This is a genomic window from Candidatus Pelagibacter sp. PS_23 (assembly GCF_059417905.1).
Genome location: NZ_CM182071.1, coordinates 382,374 through 397,556, shown reverse-complemented (window position 1 = coordinate 397,556; position 15,183 = coordinate 382,374). Strand labels below are relative to the sequence as shown.

19 protein-coding genes are annotated in these 15,183 nt (G+C 29.4%); 8 read left to right on the top strand and 11 right to left on the bottom strand.

Features of this window, described 5'->3' with window-relative positions; genetic code table 11:
- Position 1 precedes the first annotated feature (1 nt).
- From AC5SLY_RS02145 to mnmA, 3 genes are all read right to left on the bottom strand, one after another.
- Entirely contained in the window at positions 2-1,222 is a 1,221-nt protein-coding gene (locus AC5SLY_RS02145) for an MFS transporter (RefSeq protein WP_027306604.1), read from the bottom strand.
- Positions 1,219-2,394, bottom strand: a complete 1,176-nt coding sequence (locus tag AC5SLY_RS02140; protein WP_018414022.1) for a trans-sulfuration enzyme family protein — start codon at positions 2,392-2,394, stop codon at positions 1,219-1,221. The genes AC5SLY_RS02145 and AC5SLY_RS02140 overlap by 4 nt, the downstream gene beginning before the upstream one ends.
- Positions 2,395-2,579: 185 nt before the next feature.
- Entirely contained in the window at positions 2,580-3,695 is a 1,116-nt protein-coding gene (mnmA, locus tag AC5SLY_RS02135; protein ID WP_006997090.1) for a tRNA 2-thiouridine(34) synthase MnmA, read from the bottom strand.
- A gap of 41 nt (positions 3,696-3,736) precedes the next feature.
- Here mnmA and AC5SLY_RS02130 point away from each other — a divergent pair, with 41 nt between their 5' ends.
- Genes AC5SLY_RS02130 through AC5SLY_RS02120 form a run of 3 tightly spaced genes read left to right on the top strand, consistent with a single transcriptional unit; the run spans position 3,737 to position 4,820 of the window.
- Positions 3,737-3,907 (top strand): DUF3553 domain-containing protein, encoded by a 171-nt coding sequence (locus AC5SLY_RS02130; protein WP_494587507.1) that lies wholly within the window; start codon positions 3,737-3,739, stop codon positions 3,905-3,907.
- Complete coding sequence (locus AC5SLY_RS02125; protein WP_494599015.1) at positions 3,904-4,674, top strand: 3'(2'),5'-bisphosphate nucleotidase CysQ family protein; 771 nt, start codon at positions 3,904-3,906, stop codon at positions 4,672-4,674. Before AC5SLY_RS02130 ends, AC5SLY_RS02125 begins: the two co-directional genes overlap by 4 nt.
- A complete protein-coding gene (locus tag AC5SLY_RS02120; protein ID WP_006997093.1) occupies positions 4,674-4,820 on the top strand; it encodes a hypothetical protein in 147 nt (48 codons plus the stop codon). The genes AC5SLY_RS02125 and AC5SLY_RS02120 overlap by 1 nt, the downstream gene beginning before the upstream one ends.
- Here AC5SLY_RS02120 and AC5SLY_RS02115 read toward each other — a convergent pair.
- Positions 4,812-5,366 carry a regulatory protein RecX gene (locus tag AC5SLY_RS02115; protein ID WP_494599014.1) on the bottom strand — a complete coding sequence of 185 codons (555 nt, stop codon included), beginning with the start codon at positions 5,364-5,366 and terminating at the stop codon, positions 4,812-4,814. The genes AC5SLY_RS02120 and AC5SLY_RS02115 overlap by 9 nt on opposite strands.
- A gap of 37 nt (positions 5,367-5,403) precedes the next feature.
- Here AC5SLY_RS02115 and AC5SLY_RS02110 point away from each other — a divergent pair, with 37 nt between their 5' ends.
- Complete coding sequence (locus AC5SLY_RS02110) at positions 5,404-5,877, top strand: ABA4-like family protein (protein WP_494599013.1); 474 nt, start codon at positions 5,404-5,406, stop codon at positions 5,875-5,877.
- A complete protein-coding gene (locus AC5SLY_RS02105; protein WP_494599012.1) occupies positions 5,870-6,454 on the top strand; it encodes a 2-hydroxychromene-2-carboxylate isomerase in 585 nt (194 codons plus the stop codon). Before AC5SLY_RS02110 ends, AC5SLY_RS02105 begins: the two co-directional genes overlap by 8 nt.
- Here AC5SLY_RS02105 and AC5SLY_RS02100 read toward each other — a convergent pair.
- Positions 6,451-6,834, bottom strand: a complete 384-nt coding sequence (locus AC5SLY_RS02100; RefSeq protein ID WP_494599011.1) for a rhodanese-like domain-containing protein — start codon at positions 6,832-6,834, stop codon at positions 6,451-6,453. The two genes, AC5SLY_RS02105 and AC5SLY_RS02100, sit on opposite strands and share 4 nt — an antisense overlap.
- Before the next feature lie 18 nt (positions 6,835-6,852).
- Between AC5SLY_RS02100 and AC5SLY_RS02095 the strand changes: the two genes are divergently transcribed.
- Both AC5SLY_RS02095 and bcp read left to right on the top strand, forming a co-directional pair.
- Complete coding sequence (locus tag AC5SLY_RS02095; protein WP_494599010.1) at positions 6,853-7,890, top strand: glycosyltransferase family 2 protein; 1,038 nt, start codon at positions 6,853-6,855, stop codon at positions 7,888-7,890.
- Positions 7,883-8,350, top strand: coding sequence for a thioredoxin-dependent thiol peroxidase (gene bcp / locus AC5SLY_RS02090; RefSeq protein ID WP_494599009.1), 468 nt, complete (start codon positions 7,883-7,885; stop codon positions 8,348-8,350). The genes AC5SLY_RS02095 and bcp overlap by 8 nt, the downstream gene beginning before the upstream one ends.
- A gap of 53 nt (positions 8,351-8,403) precedes the next feature.
- On the opposite strand, the gene AC5SLY_RS02085 is transcribed toward bcp, so the two are convergent.
- The 3 genes from AC5SLY_RS02085 to rseP all read right to left on the bottom strand — a co-directional run bounded on the left by AC5SLY_RS02085 (position 8,404) and on the right by rseP (position 11,401).
- A complete protein-coding gene (locus tag AC5SLY_RS02085) occupies positions 8,404-9,705 on the bottom strand; it encodes an ammonium transporter (RefSeq protein ID WP_006997101.1) in 1,302 nt (433 codons plus the stop codon).
- A 146-nt stretch (positions 9,706-9,851) separates the two neighbouring features.
- Positions 9,852-10,127, bottom strand: coding sequence for an HU family DNA-binding protein (locus AC5SLY_RS02080; protein WP_006997102.1), 276 nt, complete (start codon positions 10,125-10,127; stop codon positions 9,852-9,854).
- Between the two features lie 140 nt (positions 10,128-10,267).
- Entirely contained in the window at positions 10,268-11,401 is a 1,134-nt protein-coding gene (gene rseP / locus AC5SLY_RS02075; protein WP_011281967.1) for an RIP metalloprotease RseP, read from the bottom strand.
- 118 nt (positions 11,402-11,519) lie between these two features.
- On the opposite strand from rseP, the gene AC5SLY_RS02070 reads away from it, so the two are divergent.
- Positions 11,520-11,924 carry a carbonic anhydrase gene (locus tag AC5SLY_RS02070; protein WP_018414011.1) on the top strand — a complete coding sequence of 135 codons (405 nt, stop codon included), beginning with the start codon at positions 11,520-11,522 and terminating at the stop codon, positions 11,922-11,924.
- A gap of 28 nt (positions 11,925-11,952) precedes the next feature.
- Here the strand turns inward: AC5SLY_RS02070 and AC5SLY_RS02065 are convergent, their stop codons facing one another.
- Genes AC5SLY_RS02065 through AC5SLY_RS02055 form a run of 3 tightly spaced genes read right to left on the bottom strand, consistent with a single transcriptional unit; the run spans position 11,953 to position 15,143 of the window.
- Positions 11,953-12,720: an ABC transporter permease gene (locus AC5SLY_RS02065; RefSeq protein ID WP_020169293.1), complete on the bottom strand. Its 768-nt coding sequence runs from the start codon at positions 12,718-12,720 to the stop codon at positions 11,953-11,955.
- Positions 12,710-13,645 (bottom strand): ABC transporter ATP-binding protein, encoded by a 936-nt coding sequence (locus AC5SLY_RS02060; RefSeq protein ID WP_006997106.1) that lies wholly within the window; start codon positions 13,643-13,645, stop codon positions 12,710-12,712. The genes AC5SLY_RS02065 and AC5SLY_RS02060 overlap by 11 nt, the downstream gene beginning before the upstream one ends.
- A 49-nt stretch (positions 13,646-13,694) precedes the next feature.
- Entirely contained in the window at positions 13,695-15,143 is a 1,449-nt protein-coding gene (locus tag AC5SLY_RS02055) for a sodium:solute symporter family transporter (protein ID WP_494599008.1), read from the bottom strand.
- Positions 15,144-15,183: the final 40 nt, after the last annotated feature.

Sequence of the window (15,183 nt, the reverse complement as noted above, 5' to 3'; positions counted from 1 at the left end):
TTTATTCTGTTTTTAGTCTTAGAACTGCTTCTTCTTTAATTGGTAGATGTATTATTGCTGCAAAAATAGATAAAACAATTGCTAAATACCAAGCATAATCATAAGAGCCATATAAATCATGAAATAGTCCTCCAAGAAATGCTCCAAAAAATGAGCCTACTTGATGACTTAAAAAAACTATTCCATAAAGAATACCAAGATATTTTGTTCCAAAAATATGAGCAACTATTCCACTTGTAGCAGGCACTGTTGATAGCCATAAAAAACCAAAACTTGCACCAAAGATAAATGCATTAATGTTACTTGCGGGTAAAAATATAAATAAGATAATTGAAATTCCTCTTAATGCGTAAATAGAGCTTAAGATAATTTTTTTACTAATTTTCGTAGATAAGTATCCACTTAATAAAGAACCAAATATATTAAATAATCCAATTAATGACAATATTGCAGCAGCCGTCCAGCTTTCTAAGCCTCTATCTATTACGTATTTTGGAACGTGTGTTCCAACTAAAGTTATATGAAAACCACATACAAAAAATCCAGAGACTAGAAGTATATAACTTTTGTTTTTGAAAGCTTCCTTAAATGCCTCTATGGCGCTTTGGTTGTTTGGTTTTTCAATAGACTGAGCAGCAGATGGAGATCTTACAAAAAAAGCTATTATAAGCCCGATAAATAAGAATATTGTGAATACAAAAAGTGTATCCACCCATCCATTTTTAATTAATGAATAGCTCGTATAAAGTGGAGAGATAAAATAGCCCAAAGAACCAACAGCTGTAACAATGCTCATTGCTATTGTTCTATTTGATAATGGAAAATGCTTTCCAACAATTGACATTGGAATACTAATTGCAGTTCCACCTAAACCAATTCCAACTAAAAGTCCTAAATCGATTTGAAAAAAAATTCCAGTATTTGGACCAGCATACAAAAAATAAATTCCCAAAATATAAAAAACAAAAGCTAAACAAATTGCTTTGTGTCCACCATATTTATCTGCAATGGCTCCAAATATAGGACCTGTTAAACCCCACATTAACATTTGAATGCCTATTGCTAATCCAGATTGAGTTATTGAAATATCTAGGTCATTTTTAAAATCCATGAAAAACAAACCAAAAGTTTGCCTAACACCAAGAGAAATTAAAACTACAATACAAGCTGCGATCAGCGTTATTAAGGCTGTTTTATTTTGAATAAATTTTTCTGAACTCATTTTATATATTTAAGAGATTTTTTTAAATCATCAATGAGGTCTTTTGGGTCTTCTAAACCAATATGTAATCTTACTAAATGTTCATCTTTTGCTAATTTTAGATATTCTCTATTACCTTGTTCACGTTTATCTTGATATAAAGCAAGGCTTTCAAATCCACCCCAACTATATCCATAACCAAATAATTTTAAAGAATTAACAAACTTAATTACAGAGTTTTTGTTTTTTGATTTAATTTTCAGACCCATCAATCCTGAGGCACCAGAATAATATTTTTTCCACATTCTAAAATTAAAGGAATCTTTTTTATGCGGGTATAATAGTTTTATATTTTTATAATTAGATAAAAACTCAGCTACTTGTTTTGAGCTTTTTTCATGTTTGTCTAATCTAACATCTAAAGTTCTAAGTCCTCTTGTTATTAAATACGCATCATCAGGACCAAGTCTTAAACCTGTTATCTTATACGCTTTATCAACTTGTTTAAAAACTTTTTTATTAACAGCTAAACTTCCACCCATAACATCTGAGTGACCTGAATAATATTTGGTAGCAGATACAATTGACATATCAAAACCAAGCTTAATTGGTTTTAAAAAATAAGGAGTTCCCCATGTATTATCAATTACAGAAAAAATTTTATTCCTTTTTGCAATTGATACTATTTTACCTAAATCTTGAAAATCAAACGTATTGCTTCCAGGATTTTCAACAAAAATTAATTTTGTTTTTTTTGTAATTGCTTTTTCTAAAGTTTTCAAATCATGTGGGTCATAAAACACAGATTTTACATTAAATTCTTTTAAGAAATCTTGAGTTAAAATTCTCGTAGGTGAATATGTTGGATCTGCCACAATAATCTCATCACCAGGACGAACAATACTAAATATAGATAAGAAAACTGATCCAAATCCAGTTGGTGTTAAAAATACGTGATAGCACTCCTCCATTTCTTTAAGTATTTGTGACAAAACATGAGTTGTTGATGTTCCTTGTCTTCCATAATCAAAATGTCCACCTGTTGGATCTTTTTTGCTCTTATCCTGCATTTTTCTAATATCTTGCATGGATTTGAAGATAATAGTCGACGCTCTTACCACAGGGGGGTTAACTGACTGATTATGGTAATCTTTTGCAGTATGTTTAAGAAAAGTCTTGAATGATTTAGTCATAAAAAATTTGATAAGTTAAAGGGAGAATGCTATATCCCTCCAATAACGTCAATAAAATTATAAATAGGATAGTATGGGTTACCCAAAAAAACATAGAGGTCGAAGAAAACAGGGCTCTAAAAAAAGAAGAGCTAAAAGAAAAAATAAGAAAAAATAGTCTCTTAACTTTTATATCTCAATAATACCTAACTTTTTATCCAACCACCACCAAGAACCTTATAGCCATTATTGTTTTTTGCATAAAACACACACGCTTGACCAGGCGCAATACCGTGCTCCTCTTCCAATAAATTAACGTTTGCATTAGTATCATTGATATCTATCTTGGCTTTAATTAATCTTCCAGTAGACCTTACCTTTACGAACAATTCATTTTTAAAATCATTTTGATCGTTTGTAATAATATTCAAATCTTTTAAATTTATTTTTGTTTTAACAAGGTGTTCCTTGGCTCCAACAATAATTTCATTTTTATCAGCAATAATCTTTACTACATACAATGGGTTCTTATCAGAAACTCCAATTCCTTTTCTTTGACCAATTGTATAATTAATAATGCCGTCATGAACTCCTATCACTTCACCATTCATATTTTTAATATTACCTTTACTAAATGAGTTTGGTCTAAATTTTTCTATAACTGAAGCATAGTCTCCATTTGGAACAAAACAAATATCTTGACTGTCAGGTTTGTCTGCAACATTAAGATCAAGTTCTCTTGCAATATTTCTTGTTTCATCTTTAAGAAGATTGCCTAAAGGAAATCTTAAAAAATTTAATTGATCTTTTGTGGTATTGAATAAAAAATAACTTTGATCTCTATTTAAATCAATTCCTCTGTACATATCTGTATTATCTTTTTCAGTAATACTTTTAACGTAGTGTCCTGTTACTAAAGCATCAGCGTTAAGTCTTTTGGCTTCTTCAAATAAATCTGTAAATTTAACTGTCTTATTACATTGCACACATGGAATAGGTGTTTCTCCATTTAAATAGCTATCAATAAAATTATCAATAACTCCTTCTTTAAATTTATTTTGATAATATAAAATCTTATGTTCGATCTTTAATTTATCAGCTACTCTTTTTGCATCCATAATATCTTGACCTGCACAACATTGTTTTGAAGAAGCTGTCTCTTTACTGTCATTATAAAGTTTAAGAGTAATACCGATGACATTGTAACCTTCATTTTTCATCATAGCTGCAACTGTTGAAGAATCTACTCCACCTGACATTGCAACAATAACTAAGGTGTCTTTTGGGTCTTTAGCTATTCCAATAGAATTCAATTTTGTCATATTTAATGATATTTATTAGTATATTAACTATAAGTAAATTAATGATTTTAGATTTTGAACCAGGTGACAAAGTTATCAATCCGAACAACAAAGAATGGGGAACTGGACAAGTTCAATCAATAATTAATGGTAAAGTTACTGTAAATTTTGAAAACGTTGGAAAAAAAGTTATTAATTCAAAAGTAATTCAATTAGAAAAATTATATAAATGAACATTGAAGAAAAGAAGAAAATTACTCTTTCACTGATAGAAACTTTTAATAAAGCAAGTCAGGTAGCCTTAGATTTAAGAGGAGCTGGTTTAAAAAAAGAAATTAAGTCAGACAATACTCCTGTAAGTAACGGAGATATTGAAGTTAATAAAATTTTAACCAGTAAGATCCAAAAAATAACTCCAAATATCCCTATTGTTTCAGAAGAGAGTACAAACCATAAGATGGATAATGATTTAAATACCTTTTGGTTAATCGATCCAATAGATGGCACCAAAGATTATATTAATAACCGTGATGAATTTACTTTAAATGCAGCATTAATATTGGATAAAAAACCCGCTATTGGGATCATAACAGTTCCAGCAAAAAAAAGAGTTTTTTATTCTTACGGTTTGTCTCACAGTTACGAGTTAATTAACAATCAAGAAATTTCATTAATGAATAAAGAGAAAAACTATGTTGGACATACAGCAGTAAGTTATTCTAACGATCTTAAACCTGAAATTTTAGAAATCCATAAAAAATATAAAATAAGTTCTTTTCAAAAAATGAAAAGCTCACTAAAATTTTGTGTTATTGCAGCGGGTGAATTTGATATGTATGTCGCTGAACCAAGAGCTTGTGAATGGGATATTGCAGCTGGTCATGCAATCCTTGAGCACTCAGGAGGGAAAGTGACTGACTTTAATTATAATGAAATACTCTATGGAAAAACTGAATTTAAAAACCCAAGTTTAATTTTAAAAAGTAAAAATATGTTATAATGGATGAGCAATTAAGAATAATTTTAATAATTATAGTATCAGTTTCTATCTTTGGTTTATTAGTATTTGTATTTGTCAAAAATGTTATTAGAAATAGAATTCAGTCTCTTGTTGAAGAAGAAGAGAAAGAAAAAAAATTAAAGTAATCTAATTATTTTTATATAGTCAGCTTGATCAATATCCATGATCCTTTTAGAGGTTTCAAAATCAAAACCATTTCTTGCTAGTAAAGCAATATCCTTTTTATAAAATAGGGCTCTATTATCCTCTATTCTCGCTGGTCCAATTCTCTTTTTTTTACATATTTTTATTCCAGAAAAAAAATCTTGGTCAGAGTTATCCTCTTTAATCTTATCTATTGTTTCTTTAATGTAGCGATCATTAATTCCTTTGGTCATTAAATAGTTTCTAATTTTATTAACCGAACTACCTCTTTGGATTAAGCTTCTAGATTTACTTTCAGAATAGAATTTATCATTAATAAACTTAGTTTTTTCAAGATCTTGCAAAACAACATCTATTAAATCTGTAATATCTTGTTTTTTGATATTTTCTAAATTAGCTTTTAGATACTTCTTTAATAGATAGGTTCTAAGCTGTTGTTTAGATGGTGCATATCTTTCGATATAGGCAAATGAGAAATTTCTCATTTCCTCTACCGTCACTTGTAATGTTTTTTTTCTATTTCTCATATGAATCTTAATTGCTTATTGTATAATACACTAAAAAATGATCGATCAAATCTATACATATTTTACAATTGAAATGATTTTTCTTTGGTTAAATCTGGGTGTCTTACCTTTTTGGTTAATATTAGTCCTCTTTCCGCAGTCACAAATATGTAGAGTTTTTATCACATCAATTTTTCCTTTTATTATTTTAAGTTTCACCTACGGTTACTTAACATATTTGCTGTTTAACGAAGGCTATGACTTTGTTAGAAATTTTGAGCTATATTTAGGCTTAGATTCAATTAGTTATTTGTTTAACAATAAATCCTTCTTAATTCTATTTTGGACTCATTTTCTGTCTATTAATCTATTTTGTGGTGGATGGATTGTTAAGGACTCACAAAAATTTGGTATCAATAAAATAATAATGTCTTTTCCGTTATTAATAACATATTTTATTGGTCCTATTGGACTTACTCTTTATTGGATTATAAGAATTTTTTACGCAAAAAGAATTAATCTATATGATTAAGGAAATAGATTTCTATTTTGATTTTATTAGTCCTTACGCGTATTTAGCTTACAAAAAAATCCAAAAGTTACCAAAAGATATTCTAATAAATTATAAGCCAATTTTATTAGGTGGTCTTCATAATTTAGAAGGTATAACAGCACCAGCATTTATCAAACCTAAATTAAAACATATGATTAATGACTGTTTGTTAATTGCAAAAAAAAATAATTTTGATTTTAAATGGAACTCTAAATTTCCTTTAAACTCATTGAATATTATGCGTGGCTATTTAGATATTAGCTCATCAAATCAAGCACAATATATTAAAACAATGTTTGACGCTTATTGGAAAGATGATTTGGATATCTCTAAAGAAGAAATTTTAATATCACTACTTGAGCAATGTAAGATTGATAAAGATATTTTTTTTAAAACAATTAAAGATCCTGCTATTAAAGAAAAGTTAAAAGATGCAACAAAAAATGCCCATGAAAAAGAAGTTTTTGGAGCACCTACTTTTATTGTTAATAATAAAATATTTTGGGGACAAGATCGATTGGAATTTGCTTTAGATGAATATAATAAAGTAGATTAAACTATTTTAAAATCACTTTGACTAATTGCTGCAAAGCCACCATCAATGTGTGAAACATTTTCAAAGCCCATTTCTTTTAATGATTTAGCTGCAAGTGCAGATCTTAATCCACCAGCACAAAACAAAACCATCTCTTTAGTCATGTCAAGCTTTCCACTTTTAAAATAAGGACCTTCTGGATCTAACCAAAATTCTAACATTCCGCGAGGAATGTGATTTGAATTTTCAACTCTACCTGTCTTATCTAATTCACCTTTTTCTCTAATATCAATGAGATTACAATTGCCTGCTTTAGCTTGTTTTAATGCTTGTTCTACAGAAATAGTTTTGATTTCTTTTAATGCTTCTAAAACTAGTGTTTGTGAAGATTTAATAGTCATAATATAAACTTATATAACATGAAATCTCAAAATAATAATTCTAAATCTAATTTTCTTAAAAAAATATTTGTTAAAATTTGTAGACTTTTCAATTTTGAAATTATTGATCAATCCAGTCTATATTTTCCAGTATCAAATAAATACATTAACGATGAACTTAGTATTATCGGTGAAAAATCTATAACCATTCCAATGGGTATTCTTAAAACATCAAGACCCGTAAGATCACTAGATATTATCTTAAGAACTTGTGCTTCGGTAAATATGCTCTCTCAATCCAAAAAAAGATTATTTGATGCAGACAAATCTGAATACACTTTGAGAACTTTAAACTCGATTATAAAATCTATCAACAATTCATCAAAAATTTTTAATAAAATTAATCTAAAAATTACTATTATTGATCATAACTCGGAGACTAAAGTTATCAATCAAATGAAAACTCTCTTAAATAATCAATTTTTTAAAAGCGAAATAATAGATTTAAAAGTTGAAAATTTTAAAAATGAAATACAGAGTATAAATCAAAAAGGTGAAAAAGTTACAGATAATCAAATTTCAAACATGTCTAATATTCATCAATCTTTATTAATAGCAAGAAACTGCGAAGATTTGATTTATTTTGTTGAAGATGACTATTTACATTCAATTAATTCAATTAAAGAAATGATTCTTTCATATGAAAAACTATCATCTCTATTAAAGCAAGAATTAATTCTTTGTCCAACAGATTATCCTTATTTATATAACAAAGCTGAAAACTCAAAAATTTTTTTGGGCAATAATTTTCATTGGCGTCAGATAGAGGAATCGTTATGTACCTTTTTAACAAGCAATTTGATTGTTAAAAAATACTGGGAGGATTTAATTAGTATTTGTAAATTTGAACATCAACCATTTGAAAAACCATTTCATGATGTTTATAAAAAAGAATTTTGCTTAAGTCCAATACCGTCGTTAGCAATTCATTGTACAAACATAAATTCTGTCTATGGCTTGTCTCCTTTTATAAATTATAAAAAAATCTGGGAAGAAAATGAAATAATTAATGATTAAACCAAATACTAAGGCACCTTTGTTTAAATTAAACTCAACTGATAATGAGATTTATTCTTTAAAAGATTCACTTGGTAAATATGTGGTTCTTTATTTTTACCCTAAAGATGACACTCCAGGATGCACAATTGAGACTAATGATTTTAACAAATTATTACCTAAATTTAAAAAACTGAATTGTGAAATATTTGGGATTTCTAAAGATGATCTAAAGAGCCACCATAAATTTAAGGAAAAATTTAAGATCAAATTTGATCTTTTGTCTGATATCGAGCTTAATATTTTAAAAAAATACAAAGTTTGGGCTAAGAAGAAATTTATGGGTAGAGAGTTTATGGGAATAGTGAGAACAACTTTCTTAATTGATCCAAATGGTAAAATAGTAAAAATTTGGGATAATGTAAAAGTTAAGGATCATGCTAAAGAAGTGTTTGATACCCTAAAAAATTCTATAAGTTAAAAAGGCCCCAATTAAGGGGCCTATTTTCTAACTATAAGAGAGATAGTTTTTTATTAGTCTCTGATTGCGTAAGCAATAACTCCTGTTTCAGTAACATCTGTACCTTTGGCTTGAGCTTCTTTACTCAATCTAATTCCAAAGAGACTATTCATAATCGACCAGACTATGTAAGCCACTACAAAAACAAAAATATTAATTGATAAAACACCAATTAACTGTGCTCCGAATGTTGCATCTGCATTTGTGATCGGTACTACTAAAGTTCCAAATATACCTGCAAACATGTGAGCTGGAATTGCACCCACTACATCATCAAGTTTAAATGAAAACAGTAGTTTAGTTCCAAATACAACTATCACACCACCAACAGCACCAATTAATATTGCTGCTAATGGAGATGGTGCTAATGGTTCAGCTGTTATTGCAACTAACCCACCAATTGCACCGTTTAACATTTGTATTACATCAGTTTTACCAAACAATAATCTTGTAACTACGGCTGCAGCTAATACACCACCACATGCTGCTAAATTAGTGTTAATAAAGATTGTTGAAATAGCTACTGCATCCGCAAATGAACCTAATGCTAGTTGAGAACCACCATTAAATCCAAACCAACCTAACCATAATACAAACACACCAATAGTTACTAATGGAATTGATGATGCTGCAAATGGTTGAATGGCTTTTGGATTACCTTTGCTATCAAATCTTCCAAATCTTGGACCAAGTATTATAATACCAGCAAGTGCAGCAGCACCCCCAGTTGAGTGAACTAGAGTTGATCCAGCAAAATCAGAAAATCCGATAGTTGCTAACCAGCCTCCACCCCATTGCCATCCCATTACTATAGGATAAATAACACCAGATAAAATTGCTGCAAATAAAAAGAATGGCCACAACTTAATTCTTTCAGCCATTGCTCCTGAACAAATTGAAACTGTTGTTGCACAAAATACCATTTGGAAAAACCAGTCTGATCCAGCAGAGTAACCTGCCTCCAGTGAACTAGAGTCTGACCAAGGTGTAAATGTACCTATATATCCACCTTCTGGTATACCGTATGCCAAGTTGTAACCAACTAACCAAAACATAATTCCTGAAATTGCATACAAACCAATATTCTTTGCACAAATTACAGAAACACTTTTAGAAGTAACCATTCCTGACTCAAGCATTGCAAAGCCTGCCGCCATGAACATTACTAAAAAACCACAAATTAAAAATAGGAGTGTATTAAATACAAACCCTACTTCGGCAGAAATAGTTGTTTCTGCTATTCCAGCACTACTCATGTTTATTAAAAAAAATAAACTAATAAGTGGAACTGATATTTTTTTTATTATTTTTATCATTAAGACCTCCATGTTTAAGTTTTCACTTATATTTTAGATGAACTTAAAAACTAATGTTGATTGGGAAATTTAGGTATGCAGTGATTGCATATAGTAACAGCCTTATTACATTTCTGTAAAAGGCTGTTAATGAATTTACTATTTAATTACTTATTAAATATTTCTTTAAGTGCCTTAGCTGGTAAGAACTTAACTTTTTGAGAAGCACCGATTTGGATTTGCTCTCCAGTTCTAGGATTTCTTCCAACTCTAGCTTTTCTTTTTGCTACTTTGTAAGTTCCAAATCCAGCAATTTTCACTGTATCGTCACCTTTTAAAGCATCTAGAATAGTGTTTGTAATAGTATCAAAAGTACGCTCAGCATCAGCTTTACTTAGGTTTAAAGAACCTGAAAGTTGTGCTATTAATTGTTTTTTGTTCATTTATTTAGCTCCGGTTTTATTGGTTATTTTCACATAATTGACATTAAACCTCATAAATCAAGCTTTTTATTAGTGTCTACTAAAATAAAAACCTCAATATATAGTGATTTGTTAAATAAATGTTGATTTTAAAGGATTATTTAAGAAATATAATTATTAAAAAACTTAAATAAACCAACGTCTTTTAGATCATTAAACGTTGTAAAAAACATCAATGATAGCAATAAAAACATTCCGATTCGAAAAAAACCTTCTTGAGTTTTTTGTGATAATGGACGCCCTAATACCTTTTCAATTCCATAAAACATTAAGTGCCCGCCATCTAACATTGGAATTGGGAACAAGTTTATTAACCCTAAACTAATAGAAATATAAGCCATAAGGCTTATAAAAGGTAAAATTCCAAATTCTGCAACTTGTCCGCTAATTTTTGCTATTCGAATTGGCCCACCCAACTGTGAAGTATCACCATTTCCAGTGAGCATGCTTCCAATATATTTAAGAGAAGAAGTGCTTACATAATAAACTTCATTAACCGCATAAAACAGCGCTTTGGTAGGACCGAGTTTAACGTGATTTACCTCATTGTTATAAGCACCAAGTTTAATACCAACCATACGTTTGCTGATTTTGTTTCCAAGATTATCTTCGCCTTCAACAATATTCGGTTTTACTCTAAAGGTTAAATCTTGATCAAATCTATTTACTGTAAAATTGATAAATTCATCAGTAGACATCATAATATATTTTGAAACATCCATAATGCTTGTAACCTCGTTGCCATCAATAGAGACCACAATATCATTGTCTTTAAGACCAGCTACCATTGCAGGACTATCCTTTTGAACTTCGTTAATTACAGCTGGTGTAAAATCTTTTCCAAAAAAGGTATAAACTGAAAAAAATATCAGAATTGCTAATAAAAAGTTAGCTAAAGGACCACCAAATACAATTAAAGCTCGTTGATATAAAGGCTTTAGTACAAACAGTTTATCCTGATCTTCTTTACTATATTCTTTTATAATTTTGTCATTATCAGCTTGGCTATAAACATTTCTATCACCAAAAAACTTAACATATCCCCCAAGAGGTATGACACAAACCTTCCAACGAGTTCCTGATTTATCATTCCAACCAAACATTTCTTTGCCAAAACCAATTGAAAAATCAGTAACTCCTACACCGTATCGTTTAGCAAAATAATAATGTCCATATTCATGGATAAATACCACCACAACAATTAAAGCAATAAAAGGCAATATATAAGATAGCATAATAATTACACTCTAACTGACTTTAAGGCTGTTCTCAATAGTCAATTCATTTAAAAAATAAACAAATTAATGACAAATAAAAAAAAATTTTGTATTTAAATTTTATTAATTAATTTTTATGCAAAAAAAATTTAAAGCAATGGTTCTTTCTTGTATGGATCCAAGGTTCCAATCCCTAGTCTATAAATTTACCAAAAAAAAGAACTTAACTGGAAAGTATAGCTCATTTACTATTGCAGGTGGAGCCATTGGTGTTACTCATAATAAATTTAAAAAATGGCATCAAACTTTTATTGATAATTTATCAGCTTCAATTGAGCTTCACAAAATAAGCAAACTCATTGTTATAAATCATGAAGACTGTGGGGCGATTAAAATTGCCGAAGGTAAAAAAGATTTAGATGAGGATGAAATTCACAAAACTTCTTATCAAAAACTAAAACAACTATTAAATAAAAAATTTCCTAAGCTACGATTAGAATTTCATATCATGAAATTAAATCAAACGATTATAAAACTTTAGTAGTTATTAATCTTAAAATGAAAGCGAGTTAACTTTTAATATTGTAGCCTTTTTTAAGCAAGATAGACACAAGGGTAATACAAACCATTAAAAAGAAAACCATCGAACTAATACTAATCCAAATATCAAAATCAGAGACGCCGTAGAAAGAAAATCTTAAGCCATCAATTAGATAAACTACTGGATTAAAATATGAAATTGTTTGCCAAAATGGTGGCAGCATATCAAGAGAGTATAAGCTTCCTCCTAAAAATACCATTGGAGTAATGACTAATGATGGAATAATCGACATCTGCTCAAAGTTTTTACTAACTACACCAATTAAAAATCCAAATAAAGCAAAAGTAAAAGAAACTAATACTAATAAAAATATCATTAACATTGGATGCATAACACTCACATCAGCAAAAAAAGAGGCGGTTGCATAAATTACAGCACCAACGACTAAAGTTTTAGTGGCTCCTGCCCCCACAAAAGCTAGAACGGTTTCAAGTGTTGAAATGGGTGCTGCTAAAATTTCATTAATAGTTCCATTAAATTTTGGAAAAAAGATTCCAAACGAAGTGTTACTAATTGATTGAGTAAGGAGTGTTAACATTAATAAACCTGGTACAATGTAAGACCCATAACTAACCCCATCAATTTTTTGAATATAATTTCCAATAACTGAACCAAAAACAACAAAGTATAATGATGTAGATATTACAGGTGAGAGAAGAGATTGACCTATAGTTCTTATAAATCTATTCATCTCATGAACATAAATAGCTTTAAAGCCGTAATAGTTAAATTTCATTATTCTCCTTTACTAAATCAACAAATATTTTCTCTAATGTACTTTGTTCTGTTTTTAAATCTTTTAACTTTAAGCCAGTATCTTTTATATCTTGCAATAAATCAGTAATACCCGTTTTTTCAGCCTGAACATTATAAGTATAAATTAATGACATCTGCTCTTCACTTATTTCAAGATTGTACTTAGATAAATCTTCTGGAATTTCTGTAATTTTTTTCTGTAATTCAATGGTTAGTTTTTTGTGTCCCATTTTCTTAATTAATTCTTTTTTATCCTCAACTACAATAATTTCACCTTGATTAATTACAGCTACACGGTCCGCTATGGCCTCAGCCTCCTCAATGTAATGAGTAGTTAAAATAATTGTGACCCCTTTTTTTCTAAGGTCATCAACAACCATCCACATATCTCTTCTAAGCTCAACATCAACTCCGGCTGTTGGTTCATCAAGAAATAATATTTTAGGTTCATGAGATAAAGCTTTTGCAATTAAAACTCTTCTTTTCATTCCGCCTGATAATTGTCTTAATCTTTGATCTTTTTTATCCCACAAACTTAAATCTTTTAAAATTTTTTCAATGTGTTCTGGTTTAGGTGCTTTTCCATACAGTCCTCTTGAATAAGATACGGTATCAAAAACAGTTTCAAAAGATTCTAAATTTAATTCTTGAGGAACAAGCCCTATTCTTGATCTTGTCTCTCTATAATCTTTTATAATATCATAATTATCAATTGTGACAGTTCCTGAAGTAGGTTTAACAATTCCACAAATAATACTGATTAAACTAGTTTTGCCCGCACCATTTGGTCCAAGCATTGCAAGAATTTCACCTTGTTTTACTTTAAGGCTAACATTATTAAGGGCTTTAAAGCCATTATCATAAACTTTTGATAAGTTGTTAATGGATATTTGAATCTCTGACATTTGTTAAGGTGTATATAGTTACTTATACACCTTTTACAAATTATTAGGTCTATTTTTTAGATCCTTTTATTTTCCAAAATATTATGGGCAAAAAAGTTGCAATAATAAAAGATAAAAACAATAATGATTGAGAGACAAAGGCTGGAAAAGTATTTGCTGGTAAAATTATACCAACTAATAAGCTCTTTGAAAAATCAGGAGCTGGGAATAAAAGAAACCCTCCAATTAATCCAATAATAATTGAAATATATGCCGTTTTTTCATTCAACTTTTTATTATAGAAACTATAAAAAACAGTAAGCACAAATGCACAACAAAATAAATCAGCAAGCAGGAATAAATACAAAACACTAAAACCTTTTGAAGCAATTGCAAAAGCTACAATTGAAAGCAATACTATAAAATATTTTGAAAGAGTTAAATAATTAGTTTTTTTATTTAAATTTAAAGTTGCTTTACCATCAACCACTATTAAGCTTGATATTGCATTGACCAATGTATCAACAGTACTAATTGTCAATGATAAACCAAGGATCACAATTATTAATGATAAAAATTCTGTCTGTTCACTTAATAATAAAGAAAAGAAACCAAGATCTGGAATAACTTTTGGATTAGCTGATACTGCAACTAAACCACTAAAGCCCATAAAAAAAACAATTGGAATAATAACGATGAACGCTACTATTAAACTTTTCTTTAAAACTTCATTATTTTTTGCCGCATAAACTCTTTGCCAATTTCCTTGATGAAAAAGATTGGTTGCAGCAACCGCGATAAAGAACGTTAATCCTGCAGTATAGTTTGGAATATAACTCGCACTTAATAAGTGAGGACTTTTTTCTCTAATAAATGAGAAAGAAAACTGATCCCCTGTAAATGATGTTAAATAAAATACTGAAATTAATAATAAAGCTACAATTACTATCATTTGAATATTATCTGTAAAAATTGAAGCTCTTAATCCACCGTATAAGGTGTAAGCAAGCGTTGCGATCAGAATAATTAAAGAGGTGACCCAAAGTTCAGTTCCTGAAATATAATTGATCAATATGGCAACTGCAGTAACTTCAGCACATAAAAAGACAAACATGTAAAATACGGTCATAAGCAAAATAAGTTTAAATAAACTCTTTCCAAATCTTTTTCTTAAAAATTCAATTAACGTTGAACCTTTTGGAAAGTCAGTTCTTATTTTTTTTCCAAGTGAAATTAAAAAGATCATAGGAAATGCTGTTCCTAATGCGTAACCAATCACAGCTCCTATTCCACCCCATGTTGCAGCAGATGCTGGACCAAATAAAATCCAAGCCCCTAGCGCAGATGCAATTAGACTTGTTGTTAGTGAAAAGAAACCAATGTTTCTATTCGCAGTTAGATAATTGTTAATCCCTTGATATTTTTTAGAGTAAATTAATCCAACAATTGTAAAGATTAAGCTTATAGTTATGACAAGTGTTAATGATGTTGATTGACTTATAAAGTATGTTTTATCCATTGTTCTCCCTTTCTGAATTACCGGACAGGTTATTAGGGTT